Origin of the sequence: Mesorhizobium sp. M6A.T.Ce.TU.016.01.1.1, assembly GCF_003997065.1 — a bacterium.
Classification (GTDB): Bacteria; Pseudomonadota; Alphaproteobacteria; order Rhizobiales; family Rhizobiaceae; genus Mesorhizobium; species Mesorhizobium mediterraneum.
In genome coordinates, this window is the sequence record NZ_RZTJ01000032.1 from 16339 (window position 1) to 41151 (window position 24813).

The window sequence follows — 24813 nt, forward strand, 5'->3', positions numbered from 1 at the left end:
GGTTCTTACTGTTCGCTGCGCGTCTTGAATCGCTTTCCGGTCTCGCCGTGGAAGAGATGGATGAGGCCGGGCTCGGCCGTGAGGCGTATGGTCTCGCCCGGCGCGAAGGAATGGCGCTCCCGGAAATTCGCGACGATCTCTTCGCCGCCAGCCGTCCGGCCGATGAGCTGCAATTCGGACCCTGTCGGCTCGACCACCGCGACCGTCACCGGAATGCCCTGGTCGTCGGACAGCCGCAAATGCTCGGGCCGTATTCCCAGCACCACCGGCTCGCCACTGCCGATGGACAGTGCTGTGGCCAATGGGACTGAAATCCCGCCGGAGCCGCGAAACGACGGTGAGCCGCCATCGGTTGTGATTTCGCCCCGCAGCATGTTCATGGCGGGCGAGCCGATAAAACTGGCGACAAAGAGATTATCCGGCCGGTCGTAGAGTTCCAACGGCGGCCCGATCTGCTCGACGATGCCATCATGCATGACCACGATCTTGTCGGCCATGGTCATGGCCTCGATCTGGTCATGGGTGACATAGACGGTCGTGGTCTTCAGGCGCTGGTGCAATTCCTTGATCTCGGCGCGCATCTGCACCCTGAGCTTGGCGTCGAGATTGGACAGCGGCTCGTCGAACAGGAAGACCGCCGGATCGCGCACGATCGCCCGGCCCATGGCGACGCGCTGGCGCTGGCCGCCGGAAAGCTGCCGGGGATAGCGTGCCAGCAACGGCACCAGTCCCAGGATTTCGGCGGCGCGCTGGACGCTAGCACTACTCTCGGCTTTCGCGACGCCCTTGAGCATGAGCGAGAACGCCATGTTCTCTGCGACGGTCATGTGCGGGTAGAGCGCGTAGTTCTGGAAGACCATGGCGACGTCGCGTTCTTTTGGCGCAACGTTGTTGACGACACGCTCGCCAATCGCGATCTGGCCGCGCGAAATCTTTTCCAGGCCGGCAATCATCCTGAGAAGCGTTGATTTTCCGCAGCCCGACGGTCCGACCAGCGTGACGAACTCGCCATCGTCTATATCCACGCTGACGCCGTGGAGAATCTCGACGGTTCCAAATGATTTGTAGACATCGCCAATCGCGACAGACGCCATCGATTTCCTCCCGAATGCTTCCTGCGACGTCTTCGAAGGAAACCGCTTTCCTAACTGGCCCGCGGCAGCTCCCAAGCTCCTCCCTGGTCACGCGCGATGATGAAACGGTAGCGCTACCAGACCGCCCTGTAAAGCGGCTGCGTGGCAAGCGCTCTTCTTCGTCGCACCTGATCGTGAGCGTTCCCAACGGGACTGAGATTCGTCATGTCCGGGATCGGAGCAAGAGAATAACTTGCCAAGCCCCAGCTCCCAAAACCGAAGGTGCGAGAAGCCATCAGCAACGACGCCAGCCTAATCGGAAACTTCGGTTTGCGGCCGGTCCCGGCCATCGGCGAGCTCGTCGTGCCATTTGCCGTCGGCGTCCTCGTACTGGATGCCGTCCGTGGTGCCGGCGACCTGCTGTTCGGCCGAAGCGATCTCGGCGGCGCGCAGCGCGTCCTCGTGAGTAGGAAACGTTTCCGAGAATGTCGCGCCGACCTTGTAGGCCCAGCCCCCGTCATGTTCGACGATCTTGTAGGTCAGCTTCGCCATGAAATCCTCCGGTGGAAAAAGCTCCGTCTGCTCAATGCAGTTTGTCTTCGGGCAGTTTGCGTTCGGGCAGCTTGCCGTCGGACAATCTCTCGTCGGGAACCAGCACGTCCGATTCCTTCGCGGCCTCGACCAATGCCCGGCGCGCATCCGCTGTCGAACGATAACCCTCCAGCACTTTTAGGCAAGTGTCGAGAGCATCGCGATGCCGAGGACCACGATTGAGTGGCCAGACCGTCATCAGGCACTCCGCTGCTTCCTGGGTGCTACGGATCTCACGGTATTTGCCGACATGGCCAAGCTCGACCACGACCGGCTTTTCAAAAGGCTTGTTGTCCATCATCGCCGGCAACGCGGAGCGACCGATTTGGTTGCAACGCCTCGGCGCAAAGGTCTCAAGTGCCGCGATTAATGGGGCCGCGGTCATTGGGGCCGCAGCCAGTGGAAACGGGGCGGTCAGCCCGCCGCCTTCATCCAGTGCTGCATCGTCGTCACCGAGCGGGCAAGCTGCGGCGCCGGGTGGATCTTCTCGCCGAATGTGGCCGCGGCGCGCCACGCCCAGCGCGGGTCGGCCAGGAAGGCGCGGGCCAGAGCCACCATGTCGGCACGGCCTTCGGCGACGATCGCCTCGGCCTGCTTCGGATCGTCGATCAGGCCGACGGCCCGCGTCGGGATGCCAGCGCCCTTGCGCACGGCTTCCGCCAGGTGCACCTGGTAGCCCGGGCCTGTCGGCAGCTTCTGCAACGGCGAATTGCCGCCGCTCGAGCAGCAGAGATAAGCGACGCCCTCCGCCTTCAGCGCCTTGACCACTTCGATCGCGTCCTCGACATCGAAGCCGCCATCGACCCACTCCTTGACCGACAGACGCGCCCCAAGCATCAGCTTGGGGACGGCTTTTCTCACCGCCTTTGCGATCTCGACGACAAAACGCATGCGGTTTTCCAGCGAGCCGCCCCAGCGGTCGGTGCGCTGGTTGGAAAGCGGCGACAGGAACTGGAAGATCAGATAGCCATGGGCTGCGTGCAATTCGATGAAGTCGAAACCGGCACGTTCGGCCCGCCTTGCCGCATCAGTGAAGCGTTCGATGATGTGCAGGATCTCCTCATCCTCCAGCGCCCGCGGCACCTGCCAGCCCGTGTCGTAAGCTATTGCCGAGGCAGACACGATCGGCCACGGGTCCTGATCGGCCTTCAGCGGTCCGCCGCCTTCCCACGGTTTCTGGTTGGAAGCCTTGCGGCCGGCATGGGCAAGCTGCGTGCCGAACCTGGTGCCGGGGGCGGCGACGCGCTTGGCGGCATCCAGCGCGCGCCGGGCGGCTGCCTCGTTGTCGTCGGAATAAAGGCCGAGGCAGCCATGCGAGATGCGGCCGCGCCGCTCGACGTCGGTCATCTCGACGGTGACCATGCCGGCGCCGGACATCGCCAGGTTCATCCAGTGGTACAGGTGCCAGTCGCTGGCGGACCCGTCATCGGCGGAATACTGGCACATCGGCGCCACCGCGATGCGGTTGGGAAAGGTGAGGCCGTCAAGCGTGATCGGCTGGAAAAGGGATGTGGTCATCAAAAAACTCCGGGGAGGGGTTGTCGCTATTTAGGCAGTGGATTGCGCCTGCGCCATACACGAGGCGGTGAAGCGCGCCTCTGGACCAATGGCTGCCGGGATTGCGCAAAGGCCGGTTCGCGGTTAGCGCATGACCCCGAAAATCAATTCCGATTTTCGGAAAGGATCATGCGCAGATCAAAAGTGCTACAGCGTCCTTTGCGCGTCCAAGAGGACGCGCGGCGCTGTAGTCCTCGCCACCGACAGCACGGAGTTCACCATGGAAGACCGCATTCGCATCCGTTCGGAGGAAGTCCTTTCCGATGACTGGGCAGTCCTGAAAAAGACCGTCCTCGATTATCGCCGGCGTGACGGGCAATGGGAGACGCAGATCCGCCAGACCTACGATCGCGGCGACGGGGCGGTGATCCTGCCTTACGATCCCGAGCGCTCGACGGTTCTGCTCGTGCGGCAGTTCCGCTATCCGGCCTACGTCACCGGCCACCGCGAGCCGCTGATCGAGGCCTGCGCCGGCCTGCTCGATGAACACGATCCGGAAACCTGCATCCGCAAGGAGGCGGAAGAGGAACTGGGCTACCGGCTGAAGGACGTTGAACGGCTGTTTGCGCCCTATATGAGCCCTGGCAGCGTGACCGAGCGGCTTTGGTTCTTCATCGCGCGCTACTCGCCCGCCGACCGCATCTCGGACGGCGGCGGGGCGCCGGAAGAAGGCGAGGACATCGAGGTTCTGGAAATGCCGCTCGATGAGGCTTTGGCCGGCATTTACGACGGCCGCATTATCGATGCCAAGACGATCATCCTGATCCAGCATCTGAAGCTGAACCCGATCCGGGCCTGACCCGTGCCGGAACCTGGACGCCGCGAAGGGGCGCGGCAAACATGAGCGCCGGAAAGCTGGGTTCGCTGAAGCGGGTTGGCGCGAAGGCGCTGCTGCTGATCCTGAATGTCGCGCTGCTGGTCAGCTACCGGCGCCTGACCCAGCGTTTCTCCGAAAGGATGCGGCATCTGCCCAGTTTTGCTGCCCCGGCGACCTTCACGGAAAAGATCCATTGGCGCAAGATTTTCGACGACGATCCGCGGTTTGCGATTGTGCTCGACAAGCTGAAAGCCAAGGAATTCGTCCGGGATCGGCTTCCCTGGCTGCTTGTCCCGGCGGTGCTGTGGCGCGGCGACGACCCGCGCGAAATCCCCTTCGTCGAATTGACGATTCCATACATCGTCAAATGCAATCACGGCTGCAACATGAATGCCGTCGTTCCGGACCCCGCAACCGCCGATCGGGACGCGATCATTGCCGAGATGTCCAGGCACCTCGCCGAGACCTATGGCAGCCGCAAGCTGGAGCGCGGCTATGCCCACATCAAGCCGCAGGTTTTCGTCGAGACGCTGATCGGCAGGGATCAGGGCTACCAGCCGGTCGACTACAAGTTCAACGTGATTGCCGGCCGTGTCGCCTTTGTCGTGGTCACGTCTTTCCGCTCGACGGTGCGGAAGACGGCACTTTTCGATCGCGACTGGCGCCGGCTGGCAGTCGTCCAGGGCGGCATCGACGCGTCGCTGGAAATTGCCCGGCCGCAAAGCTTTTCGCGCATGGTCGAGGCTGCCGAGATACTGGGCGGCGAATTCGACATGATGCGAGTCGATTTCTACGAAGACGGCGGAGAGCCGGTGTTCGGCGAGTTCACGATCTATCCCCGCAGCGGCCTGCAGCAATTCGACCCGCCGGCTTTCGATCGTGAACTGGGCGCGCGCTGGGATATTGCGGCGTCCGGCTATCTGAGCCGCCCGTCGAGCAGGTTTGCGCGCCGCTACAGGGCCGTGCTTGTCGCTGCCGGCCGCATCTGAAACAGAGCGACGGTTTCTTCGCGGTCCAAATCCACGGCACGAGGCGGCGGGCGAATATATGGGTGATGGAAACCCGTGTAGCAGAGAAACCCGCATCGCATCGCCGGCTTCGGTCAGCCGGGACCCGCCGGTCATTCCGAATTCAGGGTTCGCTTTGGCCGACGTAGCGTTGCACGAGTTCTTTCCAATCGGGATGATGGGTCACCGTCAGGACGGCGCGGTTGATGTCCTCCATGAGCGGGCTGCCGCTTGGAATGGCGATCGCGTAGTCGCGGACCGCCAGGGTTTGCGGCAGGATAAGCAAGTCGTTCCACTGGTATTCCTGGATCATGTGTCCAAGGATGGCGCGCTCCACCACCAGCGCCTCCACTTCACCGCGCTTGAGCGCCTTGCTGGCCTGAATCAGGAAAGGGTAGGTCTGCACCTTCAGGCCCTGCGCCTTGGTCCACAACTCGCCGGCTGTACCCGCCACTGTTCCCACACGGGCTCGCGGCAAGTCTTCGGGACCGTCAACGCTGCTCTTCAGGCGGCCAACGACCAAAGACGAGGCGAGCGTCGCCGAAAAGGTGGCGATGCAGAAAATGCTGGTGAACATCCAGACAAGAGCGATGGCGCGGCCGCGCCAGGTGATCGGCGTCTTGTCGCCATAGCCGGTCGTCGTCATCGTCACGGCGGCCCACCAGATGCCATCGCCAATGCCCTGCATCATGCGGGGATCAAAATGGCCGGGATTGCGGCGTCGCTCGATCAGCCACAACGACGTGCCGACAAGCAGCAGTAGACCCACGAGGCCGCCGATTGGAACAAGCAACTGCCAGGTAAACAGCCTGCGCAGGGTCGCCAGGATACCGGCGGTTGGCTCGCTGCGCACCGCGACACCAACGCCCGCGGCGAAGTAGGCATGCGAGAAATCGAAGCGCGCCTCACCGTCCGTCGTGACCGGCATGGCGGCGACCACCAGATCGATTTGGCGGGTCTGCAAGGCCTGGACCATGGCATCGGGATCATAGTCGAACTCGCGGAATTCATAGCCAAGGTTCAATTGCGAGGCCACTTTTTGCCAGAGCTCGATGCTCAGGCCGCTCCATACGCCATCATCGCCGCGCGATGCAAAGGGTGGCACCCGCATCGTGCCGACGACGAGCTTGCGTACGCGGAAATCCTCGACCCGCGGCTCGGCGAGCGCCGGCATGGAGAATGCCCAGGCGAGCACGCCGACCACCAAACCGACGACCCGGCGCGCGCTCATGGTTCGCCCGCCGCGATCTCGACATAGCCGGCGCGCTTCACCAATGCCTGTCCGGCGGGGCCGGTGCAGTACGCGATGAACGAGGCGGCAAGTCCCGACGGCGTCCCCGGATTGATCAAAAGCAAGGCGCGTGTCAGCGGGTAGGTGCCTGACCACACCGTATCGGCGCTCGGCAAGACCGAGGAAGATTGGCTGCGGATGGCCAGGACATGGACGCGGTCCGAGGCATTGCGGAGCGCTCCGAGGCCGGTGTATCCGATAGCATTCGGCTGCGCGGCGACCTCGGCGACAATGGCCTCGTTTGTTGGCAATTCCTTTGCCACACCCTCCCTTTGTCCTTTCAATACCCGCTCGGCGAACACCTCCTCGGTTCCAGACCCTTTGGCGCGGGCAAGTGGTTGGATCTCGCCGGGGCCGCCGCTGAGCTCCCGCCATTGCGATAAATCTCCGGACCAGATGGCGCGGAGCTGATCGACATCGATTTCGCGCAGCGGGTTGGTTCGGTGCACGACGATAGCAACGCCGTCCAGCGCCAGCTCGAACTGCGTCAGATCGATACCTTTCGCGGTTGCGAACCCAATCTCCTTCGGCGACAGTGGCCGTGAGATCATGCCGATATCGATCATGCCGTGGAGCAGCGCTGCCATACCGTCGCCGGAGCCGCCGCCGCGTACGATGATGTCGGCCTCGGGGTTGTCGGCCATGAATGCCTCGGCGCAGACCGTGACGACCGGCCGCATCGTTTCGGAACCCATTATTTGCAGTGAACCGCCAGCAACCGGCCCAGATGCCGGCCCAAAAGCCGGCATTGCCCGGTTGCCGTAGAAATACCAGGCGGCCAACGCAACGATGATGGCCGTCACAACGGACGATGCCGCGACCCACGCGACACCCGGTCTCGTGTTGATTGGCGGTTCCAGTCTTTGCCCCCGATCAGCGAAATGTTGGTCGCGTGTTCGGAAACTGCACCGGGACAGGTGTCAGTTTGGTGACATAGAGCCAAGCTGGCTCTTGTTTACCCCCGACCAGCCCAGTTGAGATCGCCAGCCGCGGGCCGTTCAACGAGAAATTCGTTGGTCGGCGCGATGGCGCTCACAACAGGCCGGCCGCTATCACATTCCAAACGGTCCGGGCACTGCCGGCTCGCGAAGCCATAATACAATCTGGTGCGGACGCCGGGAATCGAACCCGGATAGCCGTAGCTGAGGGATTTTAAGTCCCTTGCGTCTACCAATTCCGCCACGTCCGCAGGCCAGTCCTTTTCAGACGCCAGCCAAAGGCCGTCAAGCCATCTTCTGCCATCGCTGAAACCTGGTACAAAAAACCCGCCTTGACGGCGGGCCGTTGGCGCAATCAGCACCGCGCCCACATAGCTGCCGTCACCGAGCCAGCTCCAACCACCCACAGAGATTCAAACAAGATCGCTGGAACTATTTCGCAGCGGCTGAGTTTCGGACTAAAGTTACTGGAACCCCGAACATGGCAGAGTTTGACACAGGACGAGGGAAGTCTGTTGCCAAGGCCGTACGGCAATTGATCCGTTCCGAAGATAATCGCCGGCATTTACACGACGTGCTAAATCTGGCTGTCGACCTCCGGCTACCCAGCACTCTTGCCCCATTACTTGAGGCGCTTGATCAGACTGGGCGGGAATCATTTCCGCAATGCCGTAGGCCAAACGAGCGGTGACCGGGTAAAACGCGCTAAATCTTCTCCTCTATCCATGGCTCCACCCCCATGGCTCAACGCTACGACATTGAGAAGACACCTGAAGGCACCTGGGACATCATCGATGTGTTCACTGGCCTGCCGGTTGTCGAGGTGGGCGTCCCCTTGATCGACATGCCGATCGAAGAGGCCGACGATCTGGTCGAGCTTCTCAACTGCCGCGACAGGGAACAGCGGCAGGATACTTAACGGCCGGCGCCGAAACAAAAAACCCGCCTCGGCGGCGGGTCGTTGGCGCAAATCAGCACCATGCCGAAATCAATAGCATAACTGCCGTCACAAAGCAACGAATCGCGACCTCGCAACGAGACGCGAGAATCACAATCGATGTGAAGGCCGAGGAGCGCTCAAGCAATCCGCTGATCTCGCTGGTCAAAATCCGCGCGGCTTGGCACAGTCGGGAAAACAGGAGTCCCTTCATGGCGAAGACCGCGCGTGCGACGAAACCAAAACCCTGGGCCGAGGTGGCGACGCATCTGGTTGACGTGGCGATGGGCAGGAGGCCCGCCGATCTCGTCATCCGCAACGGGCGCTGGGTCAACGTTCATTCCGGCGAGATCATCGCCGGCACCGACATTGCCATTGCCGGCGGCCGCTTCGCCTATTGCGGGCCGAATGCCGGTCACGCTATCGGGCAGGGCACCAAGGTGGTCGACGCCGGCGGGCGCTATCTGGTGCCGGGCCTTTGCGACGCGCACATGCATGTCGAGAGCGGCATGGTGACGGTGACGGAGTTCTGCCGCGCGGTTATCCCGCATGGCACCACCTCGATGTTCATCGACCCGCATGAAATCGCCAACGTGCTCGGCCTGCCGGGCGTGCGGCTGATGCATGACGAGGCCGTCGCCATGCCGATCAACGTGCATGTGCAGATGCCGTCCTGCGTGCCCTCCGCACCGGGGCTGGAGCATGCCGGCGCCGAGTTGACGGTCGCCGATGTCACCGAGGCGATGACCTGGGAAAACGTCATCGGGCTTGGCGAGGTGATGAATTTTCCCGGTGTCGCGGCCAACGATCCGGTGATGTCGGGCGAGATCGCCGCGACGGTGAGGGCGGGCAAGACCGTCGGCGGCCATTACGCCTCGCGCGATCTCGGCCTGCCGTTCCACGGCTATGTCGCCGGCGGACCCGAGGACGACCATGAAGGCACGCGCGCCGAGGACGCGATCGCCCGCGTCCGGCAGGGCATGAAGGCGATGCTGAGGCTGGGCTCGGCCTGGTACGACGTCGCCGCGCAGATCAAGGCGGTGACGGAGAGCGGGCTCGATCCGCGCAACTTCATCCTGTGCACCGACGACAGCCATTCCGGCACGCTTGTCCATGAAGGCCATATGGACCGGGTGGTCCGGCACGCCATCAGCCAGGGGTTGAAGCCGGTGATGGCGATCCAGATGGCGACGCTCAACACCGCCCAGCATTTCAGGCTGGAGCGCGAGTTGGGCTCGATCGCGCCGGGGCGGCTCGCCGATCTGCTGATCGTCTCCGATCTGGCCGCGATGACCATCGATGAGGTCTATGGTCGCGGCGTCAGGCTGGCCAAGGGCGGCAAGCTCGAAATCGACATTCCGGCCTATGACTATCCGAAGACGGCGAAGAACACCGTCAAGCTCGGCAAGAAGCTCAAACCGCGGGATTTCGACATCGTGGCGCCCATGGGCGCCAACGAGGTAAGGGTGCGGGTCATCGGCGTGATCGAGAACCAGGCGCCGACGCGGGCGCTGGAGGCCGATCTACCGGTGGAGGACGGGCTGGTCGCCATGGACCGTCGCAACGACGTTTGCCAGATCGCGGTGGTCGAGCGCCACCGGGGCACCGGCGGCGTCACCAATGCCTTCGTCTCCGGCTTCGGCTATATGGCCGACTGCGCTATGGCCTCCAGCGTGGCGCATGATGCGCACCACATCATCGTCGTCGGCACCTCCAAGCAGGACATGGCATTGGCGGTCAACCGGCTGGGTGAGGTCGGCGGTGGTGTCGTGCTGTTCTCCAAGGGCAAGGAACTGGCGCTGGTCGAAATGCCGATCGCCGGGCTGATGTCGGACGAGCGCGCCGAAATCGTCGCGGCCAAGGCCGACAAGCTCACAGAGGCGATGCGCAAGATGGGCTGTTCGCTGAACAACGCCTACATGCAGCACTCGCTGCTGGCGCTGGTCGTCATCCCGGAACTGAGGATTTCCGATGTCGGCCTGATCGACGTGACGACGTTCCAGAAAGTCGACCTGTTCGTCTAACAACGACCAAGGGCGAGCCCCACGTCACTCATCCGCCGGTGGCGATGGTCAGCACCCTGAACGGCGTGGTGATGACGATCTCGGCGACGGAGCCGACGGCCTTGCCGATGCCCTGGCCGAGATTGTCGATCGGCTGCGCCGGATTGGCTTCTTCGGACGCCAGGCCGGCGGGCGCGCGCAGTCGGTCGCCGAGCAACTGCACTAGGAACGGATTGTCTGCGAATTTGGCGTGATTCAGGCGGTCGCCGCCTTTGGTCTTGGTGAGGTCGACCACCGAAACGCCATAGCTGGCGAGGTCGGCCGCATCGCCATAGTCGCCGACGCGCGGCTTGTCGCCGGAGATCAGCGAGGAGAGTCTAAGGGCGCGATCGTCGCCCGAAAGCAGGATGGCAAACGGCTTGTCGGGCTTGCCGTAGCGGATCATCTGCTTCTTGAAGACATCGACGTCGATATCTGGTGAGGCAAGGATGACATAGCCAAGCTTGTCGCTGAGATCGCGGTCGCCGGTGATGGCAAGCTGGCGCAGCGCCTCCATCGTCACCCAGGTGCCCATCGAATGAGCGATGATGTCGATGCTCTTGACTTTCGTCTTGGCCAGCATGCGCAGCGTCTCTTCGAGATCGTCGCGCGCGGCATTGGCGCTTTCCTTGTCGTAGATATAGCCCGTGGTCTTGCCGCTCGACGCCCATGAGAACAGAACCGGCGTGCCGGGATATTTCGTATCGTGCGCGATTTGCGTCAGCCGGTAGACGCCATCGTCGAAACCGTTGTTGAAGCCATGCACGAAAACTAGCGCGCGGTTGCCGCGCATGGCAATGTCGGCGCCGACCGCCTTGGCGAATTGGGGGGCGCCTTCATAGAAGGCGACATTCGTCGCGGTGAAATCCTTCGCTGGATTGCTGTTTGCGGAGCCTTTGACGCGCTCGATGGCGCCAAGCTGATGGACCTTCGGAACCGTCACCTCGACGCGGGCGAAGCTGGTGGTCAGCGAGCGATTGCCATCGAACACCTGCCGCGGATCTTTCGTAGCTTTCTCGCGGGTGGTGGCGACGAAGATCTCATGCGTGGCCGCGATGTCGGAGGCAGGCACCGTCACAGTTGTCGTGTTGAGAAGGTCGTGTGTCTTCCGGCCGGCGCAGCCGGTAACAGCGAGCGCCAGCGCAACGACGAGAAACATCTTCGAACGCGCGGTCACGCAGGCTCCCGAAGGGACGTCAACCGTATGACGTCTTTGGTTTCGATAGAGCCAGAGGCCGGCCTGGTCCAGTTGAAAGCGATCCGATGGTGGCGCAATCGTGTATCACGAAAGCCTGCGGAACAGGGCGTGGAACGCACCTCACTGTCCGAGCAGATGGATGCGGTCGGTCACCTCGCGGTCGCTGGCAAATCCGTCGTCCTCGCGCAGCCGCTGGCCGATCATCTTCACCAGTTCGGGGTTGTCGGCGAATTTGGTGTGGTTAAAGCGATCCGATCCCTTGACGCTGGAGAGATCGACGACGCTGACGCCATAGTCGGCGAGATCGGCGGCGTCCTTGTAGTCGCCGACGCGTGGCCGCGAACCGGCGATAAGTCCGGAGAGCCGCAGCGCCCGGTCGTCGTCGGACAGGAGCAGGATGAAAGGTTTGTCCGGCTTGCCATAGCGGCGCATCTGGCTCTTGAACACGTCGACATCGATGTCGGGCGAGGCCAGCACCACGTCGCCGAGCTTGCCGCCGAGATCGCGGTCGCCGTTGATGGCGAGCTGGCGCAGCGCCTCCATGGTGACCCAGGTTCCCAGCGAATGGGCGACGATGTCGATGCGTCGCGCGCCGGTCTGCGCGAGCATCCTCAGCGTCACTTCCAACTGGTCGCGGGCAGCACTGGCGCTTTCCCTGTCGTAGACATAGTCCCTGGTCTTGGCGCCCGAGGCCCAGGAAAACAGCACTGGCGTGCCCGGATAACCGGAATCATGGGCGATCTGCGTGACGCGGTAGACTGCGGCGTCGAAGCCGGTGTTGTAGCCATGGACGAAGACCATGACGCGGCCACCGCGCGCGGCGATGTCGGCGCTGAGCGCGCTGGAGAATTTCGGCGCGGTGTCGTAGCCGACGACCTCGGAGGCCATGAAGTATTTGGCCGGGTCATTCGACTTGCCGCGCGAGCGCCGCTCGATCTGGCCGGTTTCGTGGCTTCCCGGCACGGTGACGTTGAGGCGGGCATAGTTCAGCGTGGCCGAGCGCTCGCGGTCGAAGACCTTGCTGGGATCGTCGGAGCGCTTGCGCGTCGTGGCGATGAAGATCGAGTGGTTGCCGGCAATTTCCGTCACCGGCGCGGACACAATGGCGCTGCCGAGCAGTTCCTCGGTTTGCCGGCCGCCGCAGCCGGCAACAAGCAAGGCAAGCGCAATGATACAAATCTTCTTCAACTCTGAAATTCCACTCCGGCCGAAAGGCCTATCCAACCTCCGCGAACCCTCCCGGACAGTCGAAGTGCGGCAGAAGTAAGTCATGTCCGGCCGAAATGCGCTCAGCGTCTTGCGACGGCCATCGCACTGTTGCGCGAAAGCCAGAACGGCGGCAGGAAGGCCGGGATGTTGGAGAAGGGCAGCACCTCCGGCCTGAGACGGATGCCGAGCACGTCCGTCATGAAGGCGCGGCGCGCCTCGATGCGGCGCCAGGCTTCGGGGTGACGCGCGGCGATTTCCTCGCGCAGGGCCTGGTCGGCCAGCGCGATGCCGTCCTCGATATTGGTGGTGAAATAATCCGTCCCGGTTGCCGGAATGATGTCGACCTGCAGCGCCATGCCCGACTTCAGCGTGATGTCGGAGCCGGCGAAGATCGGCGAATGCATCCATTCGTCGATGTGGACGAGGTGGCCGGGATTGAGCGAGACGCCGAAGAACGGATCGCCGATGCGGTCGTGCACGGCTTTCCACAGGGCGCCGCCGCTGACGCCGATGCCGACGGTCTCGTACCAGTCGACGACGGCAGCGAAATAGGGCGCGACCAGTTTTTCGACGTAGTCGCTTATGTCGGGCGGAAGCTCGGTTGCGCCCTCGGCCAGGAAACCGGCACGGGCATTGAGCGAGCCGTGGAGGCCATAGGCCATGGTGATTGGATCGCCACGTTTGATGACGTCGAGGCGGGGGCTTGGCAGGCCATAGGGGGCGCGCTTGCCGGCCGACAGCATGAGGTGGCAGCATTGCGGCAGGCCGTTGATACCCATCAGCCGCGCCGCCTGCAACTCGGTCATGCCGGGTTCGATGCCTTGCAGGACGTTGCGCAGGCCTTGCGACGAATAGGTCCCGGCGAATTCGAAGGACGCGAGCTGGTCGGCTTCATTGATGGCGCGCAGGCCGTCTGCCGGGTTCATCAAAAGGTTCGCTGCATTCACCACCGTGTGCTTGTCGCCGGCAAGCGTGCGCAGCGTGTCGGCGATGAAGGAGGGCAAGTCGAGAGTTGTTTCACCAAAGCCGGCATCGCCGGGACCGAACGGCTTCCAGCCGATGGCGCCGATGCGCTGGCCGGCTTTCAGGCCGCAGTCGGCAAGGATGTCGAGGAGTGCCGGCGAGCGGTCGCGCGGCTGCGCCGGCAGCGAGAACGTCTGGTAGAGGACACGTTCATAAGGTCCATCGCAGATCTCGGCATAGCCCCAGCCCTCATTGCCGACGAGGAGTTTCGGCTGTTTGCCGGGAACGATGACCAGCAGCGTTTCCTCGAAACGCGGATCGTAGCCCGTGAGATAGGCGACATTGGCCGCGTGCTCGCGGTCGCCATAGACGACGAAAGCGTCGAAGCCGGCCTTGCTGCCGCGCGCCACCAGTGCCCCGATGCGTGCCTCGTAGGTGGTGCGCGCAACGAGCGGCATCACCGTCGGCTCGCCGAATTCCGGCAGCGACATGGTTTTCAGGGCAACCGATGCGACGGGCATGAACAAACGCCTCCAAGTGCTTGCAAGGATTCTGGGAATACCCCCGTGACGGGGCGCATGAACCGGCCGGACAATGGCTTCGCGAGATTGGATATGCAATAGGCTGGGGATCAAACGCACGCGCCGTGTGCTAGGTTTGTGACCACCGCGTCGCGGCAAACCAAATGCATGCTGCGCTACCTACAGACGATCGGGGGTGATCTTGCCATGACCAGTTTTTCCTCCCGCGTCGCTGCCGCCGCTGCCGCGATCCGCCAGATTTTCCCGGAGACGCCGCTGCAGGAAAACGACTATCTGTCGAAGAAGACTGGCGCGCGCGTGCTGCTGAAGCGCGAGGACCTGTCGCCGGTGCGCTCCTACAAGATCAGGGGCGCCTTCAATTTCTTCCGCAAGACGCTCGCCGCCGGCAACGATGCCGAGCTGTTCGTTTGCGCTTCCGCCGGCAACCATGCGCAGGGCTTTGCCTTCGTCTGCCGCCATTTCGGCAAAAAGGGTGTGGTGTTCATGCCGGTGACGACGCCGCAGCAGAAGATCGACAAGACGCGGCTGTTCGGTGGCGAATTCGTCGAGATCAGGCTGGTCGGTGACTTTTTCGATGACTGCTACCGCGCCGCGTTGGAGTTCACCGAAAACTCAGGCGCGCACATGGTGCCGCCGTTCGATCATAAGGACATCATCGAGGGGCAGGCGACCGTCGCCTACGAGATATCAGGCCAGATGCCGGGCGCCCGCATGCCGGACATTGTCATGCTGCCGGTCGGCGGCGGCGGTCTGGCCGCGGGCGTCACGCATTATTTCGCCGATCAGCGCCGCGACACGCGCTTCGTCTTCTGCGAGCCGGCCGGCGCGCCGAGCCTGCGCGAGAGCCTCACCGCCGGAAAGCGCATCAAGCTCGCCAAGGTCGACAATTTCGTCGATGGCGCGGCGGTGGCCGAGATCGGCCGTGAACCGTTGCGGCATCTCAGGGAATTTGCCACTGAGGCCGTGCGGCTGATCCCGGAAAACCGGCTCTGCGCGACCATGGTCGAGATGCTGAACGTCGAAGGCGTGGTGCTGGAGCCAGCCGGCGCACTGGCGATCGACGCGCTCAAGGATTTCTCGAAGAAGGAGATCAGGGGCAAGACTATCGTGGTGGTGGTTTCGGGCGGGAATTTCGACTTCGAGCGGCTGCCGGATGTGAAGGAAAGGGCGCTGCGTTTCGAGGGGCTGAAGAAGTACTTCATCATCCGCTTTCCGCAGCGCCCGGGCGCGCTGCGCGATTTCCTCGAATTGCTCGGACCTGACGACGACATCGCCCGCTTCGAATATCTGAAAAAATCGGCGCGCAATTTCGGTTCGGTGCTGATCGGCATCGAAACCAAGGACCGCCGCAATTTCGAGCTGCTCCACGCGAATTTCGAGGCCGAGGGCGTCCAGTATCAGGACATCACCGACAACGAGACGCTGGCCGGGTTCATCATATGAGCGCCCGAACATGAGTGCCCAAGCGAAAATCTTCGTAGCGTTGTTTTCCGGCATCAATGTCGGCGGCAACCGCATCGTCAGGATGGCCGAACTCCGGTCGTTCTTCGCGGAGCTCGGATTTCGCGACGTCGCCACCTATGTGCAGAGCGGCAACGTCGTGTTCCGGTCGGCCAAGGGTGATGCCGCCACGCTGACCAGACAGCTGGAAACGGCCTTCGAGAAGAAATGGGGATTTTATTCGCGCATCATGGTGCGCGATCTCGGTTGGTTCGAGCGGCTGGCGGCGGAAAATCCCTATCCAGAGGTCGCCGGGGAGCCGACGAAACTTCACGCCTATGCGCTGGAGCGCGCGCCGACACCTGAGGAGACGGCCCGTCTTTCGGAGAAATGCACCGGTCCCGAACGGTTCGAGATCAAGGGCGATGTGCTTTACCTGCATGCACCGGAAGGTCTGGGCAAATCGGTGTTTGCCAATCTCATCCCGCGCACACTGAAAGTGCCCGCCACCGCGCGCAACTGGCGCACGGTGCTGGCGCTGCTGGAGTTGGCTGGGAGAAGTGGCTGAACGTGGTCGCCTACGCTGCCGAAGCTCTCTTCCAATCGAAGGTCAGCTCTTCGCGGAAAGCGAAGCGTTTGATGTGATCGGCGACGACCGTTTCCAGGCGCTCCAGCGAGCCGGCTTCGTCAGCGGTTACCGCGATGTGGAGCGCTGCCGCATCGGCGTCCAGAACCGTACGGCCCAGTGAGAGATCGATTGTCCCGTGGTTCGGATCGAACTCGACGGGAAATTTGTGCGCCCAGTGCTTGCAGAGCTGCTGCAGATAGCGGCTCGCATGTCCGGTGGCGACATCGACATGGCTGGTCGGCATGAATGGATTTCTCCTGAAGCAAGCGCGCATCTTTTGGATGCGCCAATTTCGGAAGCAGGCGCGATGGCCGGACAGATAGGCGCGATCTTGAGAAACGCCATAAAAATGCCCGGCTAGGTCGTGCCCGCTCTCGATCTTGTGACTGGCTACCAGCTTCCGGTGTTCGCCATCGACGCCCAGGGCTCGGCCTTGGCCTTGGCCGGGCCTTTTTGCAAAAGCTCGATCGAGATGCCGTCCGGCGATTTGACGAACGCCATGTTGCCGTCGCGCGGCGGCCGGTTGATGGTGACGCCCTTGTCCATCAGATGCTGGCAGGTGGCGTAGATGTCGTCGACCTCATAAGCGAGGTGGCCGAAATTGCGGCCGCCCTTGTAGTCTTCAGGATCCCAATTGTAGGTGAGCTCGATCAGCGGCGCCTTTTCGGCGATGCCGCTTTGCTCGTCTTCGGAAGCGGCGAGGAAGATCAGCGTGAAGCGCCCCTGTTCGTTTTCGTGGCGACGCACTTCCTTGAGGCCAAGCTTGTTGCAGTAGAAATCGAGCGATGCATCGATGTCGGCGACGCGGACCATGGTGTGCAGGTAGCGCATGGGATTTTCCTCGAAATGTTGCGTTGCGGCGGAACATAGGGGCCAGCCGGCCAAAGGGCAATTGCCGATAGCCGGGCACGCCGGCAAACAACAAATCCGGTATTCCTGCAATCAACCGTGAAAAAAGGCACGTCAGGTCTTGCACACACCGGAAGCGGCAGTGTTAATCTAACGTCAAGAATCAGTTGCGGTATTCTTGGAAAAAGGGGGGCGTTCTTATGGGGGAAAAGGCCTCTTTCATGGGGCGGGACGGAACCGGTAACGACGCCTTGCGAAGGGACGAAAGCGGCGATGCCGCTGATCTTGTCGAGGTTGCGGGCGCCATCAAATGGTTCGATGTGGCCAAGGGTTACGGTTTCATTCTTCCCGATGACGGCTCTTCCGGCGATATTCTCCTCCATGTGACGTGTCTTCGAAAGGACGGTTTCCAGACTGCCTTGGAAGGCGCGCGCGTCGTCTGCCTCGTCAAGCATGGTGAGCGCGGATTGCAGGCGTTCCGTGTGCTCTCCATGGATGTCACCACAGCGGTCCATCCCGCGGAAATGCAGGATCAGCGCACCCACGTCTCGGTGACGCCGGAAAGCGGCCTGGAGCGGGCGCTGGTGAAATGGTTCAACCGCACCAAGGGGTTCGGTTTCCTGACCCGGGGCGAGGGCACCGAGGACATTTTCGTCCATATGGAGACGCTGCGCCGCTACGGCATTACGGAGCTCAGGCCGGGGCAGGTCGTGCTGGTCCGCTTCGGGCGCGGCGACAAAGGCCTTATGGCTGCCGAAATCCACCCGGATATGGGTACCTTGCCGGTCTCGCACTAAGGTCGCATCAGGATCGAATCGGGATGGGCCTGGTGCTTTTTGCTTGACCATGATCTTTTCCGAACTGCAGGTTCGGGATCATGGTTTAGGACGATTTCCGGCCGAGGATTTTGGATGACTCACAGGAACTGGCTGACAACGGGCGTGGTATGCGCCGCGATCGCTTTCGTCGTCGCCACGGGCGCTTTCTTCCATTGGCAGCAACCGGCTTCGGCAGATAGCCGGGCGATGATCCTTGCCGTCGACCCGCAACCGCTGGTCGCGGTGACGAAAGGCGGCGAACGCTCTTTCTCGATCGAAATCGCCGACACCTCCGCCGAGCGCGAGGCCGGCCTGATGTTTCGCGAGGAGATGGCCGACGATCATGGCATGCTGTTCGTGTTCGAGGAGCCTCGGGACGTAAGCTTCTGGATGAGGAACACGCCGATGCCGCTCGACCTGATCTTCATCGGTCAGGACGGCAGGATCCGAGCGATCAAGCAAGGCGAGCCGCAATCTGAGGCGATGATCTCGCCCGGCGAGCCGGTTCGCTTCGTGCTCGAGCTCAAGGCGGGCACCGCCGCCAGGGGCGGCATCGAGGACGGCGATTTGTTGCGCCACCCGGCAATCGGCACTGCGCACAACTGAACGTGCAGGATCCGTCGCAGATGCAGTTTTTCTCCCATGACGGTTTTGACCTCGCCTTCCTCGATCGCCAGCCGGCATCGGGGCAGGGCGATCCGGTGCTCATGATCCATGGCTTTGCCTCGACCCACTACGTCAATTGGGTGTCGCCCGGTTGGTTCAAGGCGCTGAACGATGCCGGCTACCGCGCCATCGCCTTCGACAATCGCGGCCATGGTGCCTCGTCGAAGAGCTATGAAGAGGCCGATTACACGCCCGCAAAAATGGCTTCCGATGGGGCAGCGTTGCTGAATCATCTCGGCGTCGAACGCGCCCATGTCATGGGTTATTCGATGGGTGCGCGGGTGTCGGCGTTCCTGGCGCTTTCCGACCCTGACAAGGTGGCGACGCTGGTCTTCGGCGGTCTCGGCATCGGCATGATCGACGGCGTCGGCGATTGGGATCCGATCGCCGCCGCCCTTCTGGCCGAAGATCCCGATACCACCAGCCATCCGCGCGGCCGTTCGTTTCGCGCCTTCGCCGACCAGACCCGCAGCGACCGCCGCGCGCTGGCCGCCTGCATTGCCACCTCGCGGGAATTGCTGGCCGAGGCCGACATTGCGCGCATTGCCCAGCCGACATTGATTGCCGTCGGCACCAAGGACGACATCGGCGGTTCGCCCGACGAACTGGCCGCCTTGATGCCGAACGCCAAGGCTTTTCACATCGAGGGCCGCGACCACATGCTGGCCGTCGGCGACAAGACTTTCAAGCAGCGGGTGCTGGAGTTCTATGCCGAAAATCCGCTGTGAGCACAAAGCCGATCTGTAGTGATCCTTCGCGCCCCCCTCTGTCCTGCCGAATCAACGGTTCCGCACCGCGGCAGAGCTCATGCCTCAAGCGCCTTGAGCGAACGCGCCATGTTTTGCCGAGCCTGAGCCTCGAACCGCTGCCGGAATTCCTCGGTGTGAAAGATATGTGGGCGGGCGAGGAAATTCTTCAGCACAGCACTGCGGCCGGCACGCCACATCGGCTCTTCCACCCAGCCATATTCGCGGCGAACCGCCTGTTCATAGGCGTCGAAGGCATCAGGCGTCGCACCCAGGATCGCCAGGTCCATGTCGAGGAACAGCGCTGCGTCGCGGGCCGCATTCTCGTCGCTAAAGCGCGGCAACTCATGCGTGGCGGTGGCGATGATCATCGCCGTGATGCGGCCGAGGCGCTGCGCATCCGTGCGGCCGGCGAGCTTTTTCTCGGCAAGGGCGGCACTTTTGGCTTCGTTGTCCTTGGCTCGGCCATCATAGATGGCATCGTGGAACCAGATCGCCGCCTCGACCGCCTCGGGGTCGTGCAGGGATGCCCGATAGTGCCCGGCCAGCGCCAGCATCGCCTCGATATGGGCGAGGTTGTGATAGTGGCGGCCTTCGGCCCGGTAGAGCGCGGAAAGCTCGCGCTTCAGCGGCGCGTCGATCAAGGGTTCGTTTTCCATGGCCGCTTGAATTTCCGTGAACCAAATCCATTTGACAAAGCACTAAGGAAAATTGAGTTCAACCGTGCTATGATCTGGCTTATATGTGCGGCCGGAGAATAGGCAAGCTGCCAAGCCTGAGCCAGTAGATGGCCGGAGATCATTGATGAACAGCGTTACGATTGCCCGCCCCACCATGGTGAAGCCGATCGACCCGATCTGGCGCTCGATCCGCGACGAGGCGATGGAGGCGGTCAACCGCGATCCGCTGCTGGCGGCGTTCCTCTATTCGACCATCCTCAACCAGGAAAGCCTGGAGGAAGCGGTCATCCATCGGCTGGCCGAGCGGCTCGCCCATCAGGATATCGGTTCCGATCTCATCCGCCAGACATTCAAGGCGATGGCAGCCGACGACAAGGACTGGGCGTCGACGGTGCGTGTCGACATCCAGGCCTATTACGACCGCGATCCGGCCTGCGACCGCTTCATCATGCCGGTGCTCTATTTCAAGGGTTTTCACGCCATCCAGACCCATCGGCTGGCGCATTGGCTGTGGAACCAAGGCCGTCAGGACTTCGCGCTCTACCTGCAGAGCCGGTCGTCCTCGGTGTTCCAGACCGACATCAACCCGGCCGCTCGCATCGGCAAAGGCATCTTCCTCGACCACGCCACCGGCCTCGTCGTCGGCCAGACGGCGGTGATCGAGGACGACGTGTCGATCCTGCACGGCGTGACGCTGGGCGGCACCGGCAAGGCCGGCGGCGACCGCCATCCCAAGATCCGCTATGGCGTGCTGATCGGCGCCGGCGCCAAGATCCTCGGCAACATCGAAGTCGGCCATTGCTCGAAGATCGCGGCAGGCTCGGTGGTGCTGTCGCCGGTGCCGCACAACAAGACGGTTGCCGGCGTGCCGGCCCGCGTCGTCGGCGAGACCGGCTGCGACCAGCCTTCGCGGCAGATGGACCAGCTTTTGCCGTCTCAGTCGATGGACCACGTCGTCAGCTTCGATATCTGATTTCAAGTCCGCAGGGCTGGCAACCGAACTCCGTTTGCCGGCTCTGCCGCCTGTCGGTTCTCGCATATCCGGTCGGCTTGCCTTTACATCGCCATTGTCGACGTGCCAGAAGCGCGCTCAAACGAGCAAGACCGACGATCGGAGAAGACTGTTGAAGCCGGACGAAATCAGAAAGCTGGACGCCTATTTCAAGCGCGTCTTCCAGAACCCCAAGCTTGAAGTGAAGGCACGGCCGCGCAAGGACGATTCGGCCGAGGTCTATGTCGGCGACGAATTCCTCGGCATCGTCTTCAAGGACGAGGACGACGGCGACTATAATTTCTCGATGGCGATCCTCGACATCGACCTGGCCTGAGCCGGGAGTTTGCGGTTGGCGGCAGGCACCCCGGGTTCGTCATCCCTGGGCGGAGAGGGGTTTTTGCCAATCTCCGCCGTTTGCGATTTTCCACCAAAGCGCGTCGCATAAATTCCTTTCAGACACAACGCGTTAGCGTCCGGTCCTCAGGAAACGCGTGGCCTCGGCGGCGATGGCTGCATCGAGCACCTGCCAGTCCGCCAGAAAGTCTTTGGGAAAACGGTAGGTGAGGCTGAGCTTGTCGCCGACCAGGATGTCGCGTTCGCAGGGCGCCAGCGATTGCGCAGCACTTGGGCCGCTCAGGCAGCGGGCCACGAACGGGTCCTTGCCCCGACGATTGCCGACCGCCAGCACCTCGTTGAGATAGCCTGATTTCTCGGTGAAGCCGTAGAGTGTGGTGCCGCCCGGGCCGGGCGTGCCGGGTTGGGCGATCAGGGCGCTGTAGATCGGCGTGAAGCGGCCGCTCATGTCGCGCGACATTATCTGCCGTTCGAGCGACAGGAAAATGATGTTCTTGCTCGATCCGGTGTTGTTGAAATCGTCCCGGGCAGCCTCGCTGTAGCCGTCCATCTCGGGATAGCGCAGATAGAGGTCGAGGCGCGAGGCGATGCCGTCGCGCCGGGCCTGGTCGAAGCGGACGACATTGGCCGGCACGGCGATGACGTTGTTGCCGATCACGACCTCGTGGGTTGTCGTGTCGTCGGTGTATCCGGCCATGGCGATCGAGCGGCCGAACCATTTGCCGCCAAGGCTGATCGCCACCGAAAGCACTGCCAGCGCCGCGAACACGTAGAACACCCGCCTCATCAGCTTGGAATCGACGACGGTGAGTTGCGGGCCGTTGGCGGTGGCTGCCTGCTTCATCGCGATCCCCTGTTATCGGCCGCCTGTCCCAAGATGTCCCCTTGGGTGTTCCCCTTTGGGTGTCCTCAAGCGGCACATGTGGCGCGGCACGGCTCTTGCAACGCGCCTGTCGACACGACTGTGCGATTTCATGGTAAATGGAAGGTAAAGATGGGTCCGGTCGAACACACTCTCTTCGCTTTTATGGTTGGGCTGACGGCGTGCGGACTGGTTGGATCGGCAATGGAGCTGGTATCAGGCCGCCGGCTTGCCTTCGTCGAGCCCTATGTGTCGCCAAAGCATATGTTGCGCTCGTTGGTCGCGACGGCATGCGCCGGTCCCCTGATGTTTGCCAACGACGCCCTGGACGCCTGGCGGGAAGGCCGCATTTCGGCACTGGCGCTGATCTCCTGCGGCTGCACTGCGACGATCTGGGCGTTGGCTTTGGGCATAGCGCTGATCGATATTGCATCCCGGACCGGCACGCTTCTAGGCTCTGCGAACGTTTAGTGCATGTCGCGCAAAAGCATGCCCTTGGGCTTGACCCAAGGGTGTGCAGCGGTTTTGCGATGACGACATGCAAAGCTTAGTGTGAGACGATTCGGAGGCGAAAAATGCCGCTCTATGCGATCGACGGAAAGGCCCCCGGCTTCGAGGACGCGGACAGCAACTGGATCGCGCCCGACGCCACCCTGATCGGCGATATCAGGGTCGGCCGCAACGCCGGCTTCTGGTTCGGCGTCGTCATCCGCGGCGACAACGAGCCTGTTGTCATCGGCGCCGACACCAATGTGCAGGAACACACGGTCATGCACACCGATGTCGGTTTTCCCTTGACCATCGGGCAAGGCTGCACGATCGGCCATCGCGCCTTGTTGCATGGCTGCACGATCGGCGACAACAGCCTGATCGGCATGGGCGCCATCGTGCTGAACGGCGCGAAAATCGGCAAGAATTCGCTGGTCGGTGCCGGCGCCCTGGTCACGGAAGGAAAGGAATCCCCCGCCAATTCGCTGATCATCGGCTCGCCCGCGCGTTTGGTGCGAGCGCTGGACGATGCCGCGGTCGCCGGGCTGCGCGCTTCGGCCGCGCACTACGTGGCCAACGGCAAGCGCTTCAAGGCGGGGCTGACGAAGGCCTGAGCCAGCCTTCGGCTATATGGTTCACCGGCATCGTCGCCCAACTCACCGTCCATTGGGGCCGCGCCTGATCATCGCATCGCGCAAAAACGAAGCGCCGGCTTCAAAGCCGGCATTGTCGGCGTCCTCGAGGGCTGTCGTATAGTCGTCGATGCGGGTTTCGAGCGATGGGTTGGCGCCCGCCGCCAACAGCAGGCGGATGGCATCGACGCTACGGATGGCGACCGCATAGTGAAGCGGCGTCCAGTCGTTTACGCCCCGCATGTTGAGGTCTGCGCCACCATCGATCAGGATTCGGACGATTTCCAGTCTGTCAGCCCGGTCGGTGGACAGTGCCGCAATGATTGCCGGAAAACCGCCATGGTGGTGATAGTTCGGGTCCGAGCCCGCATCCAGTAAGGTCGAGATGAAAGCAGTGGGGCTCCAATAGATCGCATATTCCAGTGGATGCCCAAGGCCGAGTTCAAAGGGCATCTGCTCGTCGAACCAGCAGGGTGAGCCGCCGAGGGCCACACCGAGGGCCTCGAAGTCGCCCGCCTTGAACGCGTCGTCGATGGCCTTGAACAGGCGGTGGCGCTCGCATCGATCTTCCGGGATTTCCAACATCGCAGCGATCCGGAGGTTGAATTGATGGTTCATACTGCATCGGTCAATTGCCCTTGGAAAGCTGGCTCTAGCCAAGAGTTTCTGGCTCTGTTCCGACGTCCGTAGCGGCCGTGGCCTTCCGATGGATCGTCTGACGCTGCATCATTTCAACAAGTGGTGACACGCGAGCGGATGCCATTTCCAGGCCGTTATTCGCTTTCGGACGTGCCGCTGGTACGTGGCCGGCGATAGCACTTTACCCATTCGATGCCGGGTTTGATTGCAAAACTTGCACGCCGCAACAAGGTTCTCTGGTCTGTCCTCGCCGCCGTCCATCCGGGGTTTCAGATGTTCCGCGGTGCAGCGGAAGCGGTTGAGCGATCTTACAGGGAGATGATAACGCTCTGAAAACAGCGTCGGGTCTCCATCCCACATCTGAAAACCGCAGTAGAAGCATCGCCAATTTTGCTTCTTGGCCTGCACGGTTCGGAGTTTTGTTAGTTTGTTTGAATTGTTCATTTGACACATCCTTTTGCTTCATCAACATGAAGCGGATGTGCAGCAACCTGTAAGCGATTGCCCCTTATTCAGGAGGGATAGCCCTCGCACTAGACGGCACCCGTAAGAGTGCCACTCCGCAGTATTACAGCGGTAGATGCCGAATTTGAGATCGGCATCCATACAGTCACCAATGACGGCTCCCAGACGAACTAGAGAACGTCTCCACAATTCTTTCAATACGTCAAAATTTGGCGACGCTCAAGTCGAGTTCTCCTATCGGGGCTTCCTCCGGTCTCCCCCGAAAGGTGGAGCCGGCCCGGGGACGGGGCCGGCTCCTAAAACCCGGTCGTTGGGGACGGGGAGGGTGGGGACTCGACCGGGTTTTCTCCTTAAGCGCGTCGCATTCATGCGACGCGCTTAACCTC

Annotated in this window: 27 protein-coding genes and 1 tRNA gene; 13 read left to right on the forward strand and 15 right to left on the reverse strand. The window is 62.3% G+C overall.

The features are described from left to right. Positions 1-5: 5 nt before the first annotated feature. The 4 genes from ugpC to EOC94_RS30920 form a co-directional block, all read right to left on the reverse strand. A complete protein-coding gene (gene ugpC, locus EOC94_RS30905; RefSeq protein WP_127295293.1) occupies positions 6-1094 on the reverse strand; it encodes a sn-glycerol-3-phosphate ABC transporter ATP-binding protein UgpC in 1089 nt (362 codons plus the stop codon). A gap of 291 nt (positions 1095-1385) precedes the next feature. Next, positions 1386-1625 carry a DUF2188 domain-containing protein gene (locus EOC94_RS30910; protein WP_095489524.1) on the reverse strand — a complete coding sequence of 80 codons (240 nt, stop codon included), beginning with the start codon at positions 1623-1625 and terminating at the stop codon, positions 1386-1388. A gap of 31 nt (positions 1626-1656) precedes the next feature. Continuing rightward, complete coding sequence (locus EOC94_RS30915; RefSeq protein WP_095489523.1) at positions 1657-1965, reverse strand: DUF982 domain-containing protein; 309 nt, start codon at positions 1963-1965, stop codon at positions 1657-1659. A 113-nt stretch (positions 1966-2078) separates the two neighbouring features. After that, on the reverse strand, positions 2079-3182 hold the full coding sequence (locus tag EOC94_RS30920; protein WP_127295295.1) for an NADH:flavin oxidoreductase/NADH oxidase: 1104 nt from the start codon (positions 3180-3182) through the stop codon (positions 2079-2081). A gap of 259 nt (positions 3183-3441) precedes the next feature. Here EOC94_RS30920 and EOC94_RS30925 point away from each other — a divergent pair, with 259 nt between their 5' ends. Next, complete coding sequence (locus EOC94_RS30925) at positions 3442-4020, forward strand: NUDIX domain-containing protein (RefSeq protein WP_127295297.1); 579 nt, start codon at positions 3442-3444, stop codon at positions 4018-4020. Positions 4021-4178: 158 nt separating this feature from the next. Beyond that, on the forward strand, positions 4179-5027 hold the full coding sequence (locus tag EOC94_RS30930) for an ATP-grasp fold amidoligase family protein (RefSeq protein ID WP_245465693.1): 849 nt from the start codon (positions 4179-4181) through the stop codon (positions 5025-5027). 142 nt (positions 5028-5169) lie between these two features. On the opposite strand, the gene EOC94_RS30935 is transcribed toward EOC94_RS30930, so the two are convergent. The 3 genes from EOC94_RS30935 to EOC94_RS30945 all read right to left on the reverse strand — a co-directional run bounded on the left by EOC94_RS30935 (position 5170) and on the right by EOC94_RS30945 (position 7525). Further along, positions 5170-6219: a transporter substrate-binding domain-containing protein gene (locus EOC94_RS30935; protein ID WP_185928363.1), complete on the reverse strand. Its 1050-nt coding sequence runs from the start codon at positions 6217-6219 to the stop codon at positions 5170-5172. Positions 6220-6272: 53 nt separating this feature from the next. After that, entirely contained in the window at positions 6273-7139 is an 867-nt protein-coding gene (locus tag EOC94_RS30940; RefSeq protein WP_127295301.1) for a phosphate ABC transporter substrate-binding protein, read from the reverse strand. A 301-nt stretch (positions 7140-7440) separates the two neighbouring features. Further along, positions 7441-7525: transfer RNA gene (locus EOC94_RS30945), tRNA-Leu, on the reverse strand. Between the two features lie 488 nt (positions 7526-8013). Between EOC94_RS30945 and EOC94_RS30950 the strand changes: the two genes are divergently transcribed. Further along, positions 8014-8193, forward strand: a complete 180-nt coding sequence (locus EOC94_RS30950; protein ID WP_127295303.1) for a hypothetical protein — start codon at positions 8014-8016, stop codon at positions 8191-8193. A gap of 230 nt (positions 8194-8423) precedes the next feature. Continuing rightward, entirely contained in the window at positions 8424-10235 is a 1812-nt protein-coding gene (gene ade, locus EOC94_RS30955; protein ID WP_127295305.1) for an adenine deaminase, read from the forward strand. A 28-nt stretch (positions 10236-10263) separates the two neighbouring features. Here ade and EOC94_RS30960 read toward each other — a convergent pair whose 3' ends face one another. The 3 genes from EOC94_RS30960 to EOC94_RS30970 form a co-directional block, all read right to left on the reverse strand. Beyond that, positions 10264-11430, reverse strand: a complete 1167-nt coding sequence (locus tag EOC94_RS30960) for an alpha/beta hydrolase (protein ID WP_127295307.1) — start codon at positions 11428-11430, stop codon at positions 10264-10266. A 141-nt stretch (positions 11431-11571) separates the two neighbouring features. After that, positions 11572-12639, reverse strand: a complete 1068-nt coding sequence (locus tag EOC94_RS30965) for an alpha/beta hydrolase (RefSeq protein ID WP_127295309.1) — start codon at positions 12637-12639, stop codon at positions 11572-11574. 101 nt (positions 12640-12740) lie between these two features. After that, positions 12741-14144, reverse strand: a complete 1404-nt coding sequence (locus EOC94_RS30970; protein ID WP_127295311.1) for an aminopeptidase P family N-terminal domain-containing protein — start codon at positions 14142-14144, stop codon at positions 12741-12743. Between the two features lie 207 nt (positions 14145-14351). Here EOC94_RS30970 and ilvA point away from each other — a divergent pair, with 207 nt between their 5' ends. Continuing rightward, complete coding sequence (ilvA, locus tag EOC94_RS30975) at positions 14352-15608, forward strand: threonine ammonia-lyase IlvA (protein WP_127295313.1); 1257 nt, start codon at positions 14352-14354, stop codon at positions 15606-15608. Between the two features lie 10 nt (positions 15609-15618). Next, a complete protein-coding gene (locus tag EOC94_RS30980; protein WP_127295315.1) occupies positions 15619-16173 on the forward strand; it encodes a DUF1697 domain-containing protein in 555 nt (184 codons plus the stop codon). Positions 16174-16183: 10 nt separating this feature from the next. Here the strand turns inward: EOC94_RS30980 and EOC94_RS30985 are convergent, their stop codons facing one another. Together EOC94_RS30985 and gloA are read right to left on the reverse strand one after the other, a co-directional pair. Beyond that, the gene (locus EOC94_RS30985; RefSeq protein WP_127295317.1) at positions 16184-16477 is read right to left on the reverse strand and encodes a DUF2218 domain-containing protein; all 294 of its coding nucleotides are present in this window, start codon (positions 16475-16477) and stop codon (positions 16184-16186) included. A 146-nt stretch (positions 16478-16623) separates the two neighbouring features. Beyond that, positions 16624-17064, reverse strand: a complete 441-nt coding sequence (gene gloA, locus EOC94_RS30990) for a lactoylglutathione lyase (RefSeq protein ID WP_127295319.1) — start codon at positions 17062-17064, stop codon at positions 16624-16626. Between the two features lie 239 nt (positions 17065-17303). Between gloA and EOC94_RS30995 the strand changes: the two genes are divergently transcribed. The 3 genes from EOC94_RS30995 (at position 17304) to EOC94_RS31005 (ending at position 19294) form a co-directional block, all read left to right on the forward strand. Beyond that, positions 17304-17879, forward strand: coding sequence for a cold-shock protein (locus tag EOC94_RS30995; RefSeq protein ID WP_185928364.1), 576 nt, complete (start codon positions 17304-17306; stop codon positions 17877-17879). Between the two features lie 114 nt (positions 17880-17993). Further along, positions 17994-18506 (forward strand): DUF192 domain-containing protein, encoded by a 513-nt coding sequence (locus EOC94_RS31000; protein WP_127295321.1) that lies wholly within the window; start codon positions 17994-17996, stop codon positions 18504-18506. A 20-nt stretch (positions 18507-18526) separates the two neighbouring features. After that, positions 18527-19294 (forward strand): alpha/beta hydrolase, encoded by a 768-nt coding sequence (locus EOC94_RS31005; protein WP_164547221.1) that lies wholly within the window; start codon positions 18527-18529, stop codon positions 19292-19294. Between the two features lie 77 nt (positions 19295-19371). On the opposite strand, the gene EOC94_RS31010 is transcribed toward EOC94_RS31005, so the two are convergent. Beyond that, positions 19372-19971, reverse strand: a complete 600-nt coding sequence (locus tag EOC94_RS31010) for a hypothetical protein (RefSeq protein ID WP_127295325.1) — start codon at positions 19969-19971, stop codon at positions 19372-19374. 145 nt (positions 19972-20116) lie between these two features. On the opposite strand from EOC94_RS31010, the gene cysE reads away from it, so the two are divergent. Both cysE and EOC94_RS31020 read left to right on the forward strand, forming a co-directional pair. Continuing rightward, positions 20117-20965, forward strand: coding sequence for a serine O-acetyltransferase (gene cysE, locus EOC94_RS31015; protein WP_127295327.1), 849 nt, complete (start codon positions 20117-20119; stop codon positions 20963-20965). Positions 20966-21116: 151 nt separating this feature from the next. Further along, entirely contained in the window at positions 21117-21320 is a 204-nt protein-coding gene (locus tag EOC94_RS31020; protein ID WP_013531334.1) for a DUF3126 family protein, read from the forward strand. A 132-nt stretch (positions 21321-21452) separates the two neighbouring features. Here the strand turns inward: EOC94_RS31020 and EOC94_RS31025 are convergent, their stop codons facing one another. Continuing rightward, complete coding sequence (locus EOC94_RS31025) at positions 21453-22184, reverse strand: hypothetical protein (RefSeq protein ID WP_095489507.1); 732 nt, start codon at positions 22182-22184, stop codon at positions 21453-21455. A gap of 150 nt (positions 22185-22334) precedes the next feature. On the opposite strand from EOC94_RS31025, the gene EOC94_RS31030 reads away from it, so the two are divergent. Beyond that, positions 22335-22673, forward strand: a complete 339-nt coding sequence (locus EOC94_RS31030; protein ID WP_127295329.1) for a hypothetical protein — start codon at positions 22335-22337, stop codon at positions 22671-22673. 104 nt (positions 22674-22777) lie between these two features. Beyond that, the gene (locus EOC94_RS31035) at positions 22778-23305 is read left to right on the forward strand and encodes a gamma carbonic anhydrase family protein (protein ID WP_127295331.1); all 528 of its coding nucleotides are present in this window, start codon (positions 22778-22780) and stop codon (positions 23303-23305) included. A gap of 42 nt (positions 23306-23347) precedes the next feature. Here the strand turns inward: EOC94_RS31035 and EOC94_RS31040 are convergent, their stop codons facing one another. Beyond that, positions 23348-23908 carry an ankyrin repeat domain-containing protein gene (locus EOC94_RS31040; protein WP_164759243.1) on the reverse strand — a complete coding sequence of 187 codons (561 nt, stop codon included), beginning with the start codon at positions 23906-23908 and terminating at the stop codon, positions 23348-23350. Positions 23909-24813 lie beyond the last annotated feature (905 nt).

What these genes read in the sequence shown, in the direction of transcription:
- ugpC (WP_127295293.1), bottom strand. Translation starts at nt 1,094, where the DNA reads ATGGCGTCTGTCGCGATTGGCGATGTCTACAAATCATTTGGAACCGTC.
- EOC94_RS30910 (WP_095489524.1), bottom strand. Translation starts at nt 1,625, where the DNA reads ATGGCGAAGCTGACCTACAAGATCGTCGAACATGACGGGGGCTGGGCC.
- EOC94_RS30915 (WP_095489523.1), bottom strand. Translation starts at nt 1,965, where the DNA reads ATGATGGACAACAAGCCTTTTGAAAAGCCGGTCGTGGTCGAGCTTGGC.
- EOC94_RS30920 (WP_127295295.1), bottom strand. Translation starts at nt 3,182, where the DNA reads ATGACCACATCCCTTTTCCAGCCGATCACGCTTGACGGCCTCACCTTT.
- EOC94_RS30925 (WP_127295297.1), top strand. Translation starts at nt 3,442, where the DNA reads ATGGAAGACCGCATTCGCATCCGTTCGGAGGAAGTCCTTTCCGATGAC.
- EOC94_RS30930 (WP_245465693.1), top strand. Translation starts at nt 4,179, where the DNA reads ATGCGGCATCTGCCCAGTTTTGCTGCCCCGGCGACCTTCACGGAAAAG.
- EOC94_RS30935 (WP_185928363.1), bottom strand. Translation starts at nt 6,219, where the DNA reads ATGCCGGCGCTCGCCGAGCCGCGGGTCGAGGATTTCCGCGTACGCAAG.
- EOC94_RS30950 (WP_127295303.1), top strand. Translation starts at nt 8,014, where the DNA reads ATGGCTCAACGCTACGACATTGAGAAGACACCTGAAGGCACCTGGGAC.
- ade (WP_127295305.1), top strand. Translation starts at nt 8,424, where the DNA reads ATGGCGAAGACCGCGCGTGCGACGAAACCAAAACCCTGGGCCGAGGTG.
- EOC94_RS30970 (WP_127295311.1), bottom strand. Translation starts at nt 14,144, where the DNA reads ATGCCCGTCGCATCGGTTGCCCTGAAAACCATGTCGCTGCCGGAATTC.
- ilvA (WP_127295313.1), top strand. Translation starts at nt 14,352, where the DNA reads ATGACCAGTTTTTCCTCCCGCGTCGCTGCCGCCGCTGCCGCGATCCGC.
- EOC94_RS30980 (WP_127295315.1), top strand. Translation starts at nt 15,619, where the DNA reads ATGAGTGCCCAAGCGAAAATCTTCGTAGCGTTGTTTTCCGGCATCAAT.
- EOC94_RS30985 (WP_127295317.1), bottom strand. Translation starts at nt 16,477, where the DNA reads ATGCCGACCAGCCATGTCGATGTCGCCACCGGACATGCGAGCCGCTAT.
- gloA (WP_127295319.1), bottom strand. Translation starts at nt 17,064, where the DNA reads ATGCGCTACCTGCACACCATGGTCCGCGTCGCCGACATCGATGCATCG.
- EOC94_RS30995 (WP_185928364.1), top strand. Translation starts at nt 17,304, where the DNA reads ATGGGGCGGGACGGAACCGGTAACGACGCCTTGCGAAGGGACGAAAGC.
- EOC94_RS31000 (WP_127295321.1), top strand. Translation starts at nt 17,994, where the DNA reads ATGACTCACAGGAACTGGCTGACAACGGGCGTGGTATGCGCCGCGATC.
- EOC94_RS31005 (WP_164547221.1), top strand. Translation starts at nt 18,527, where the DNA reads ATGCAGTTTTTCTCCCATGACGGTTTTGACCTCGCCTTCCTCGATCGC.
- EOC94_RS31010 (WP_127295325.1), bottom strand. Translation starts at nt 19,971, where the DNA reads ATGGAAAACGAACCCTTGATCGACGCGCCGCTGAAGCGCGAGCTTTCC.
- cysE (WP_127295327.1), top strand. Translation starts at nt 20,117, where the DNA reads ATGAACAGCGTTACGATTGCCCGCCCCACCATGGTGAAGCCGATCGAC.
- EOC94_RS31025 (WP_095489507.1), bottom strand. Translation starts at nt 22,184, where the DNA reads ATGAAGCAGGCAGCCACCGCCAACGGCCCGCAACTCACCGTCGTCGAT.
- EOC94_RS31030 (WP_127295329.1), top strand. Translation starts at nt 22,335, where the DNA reads ATGGGTCCGGTCGAACACACTCTCTTCGCTTTTATGGTTGGGCTGACG.
- EOC94_RS31035 (WP_127295331.1), top strand. Translation starts at nt 22,778, where the DNA reads ATGCCGCTCTATGCGATCGACGGAAAGGCCCCCGGCTTCGAGGACGCG.
- EOC94_RS31040 (WP_164759243.1), bottom strand. Translation starts at nt 23,908, where the DNA reads ATGTTGGAAATCCCGGAAGATCGATGCGAGCGCCACCGCCTGTTCAAG.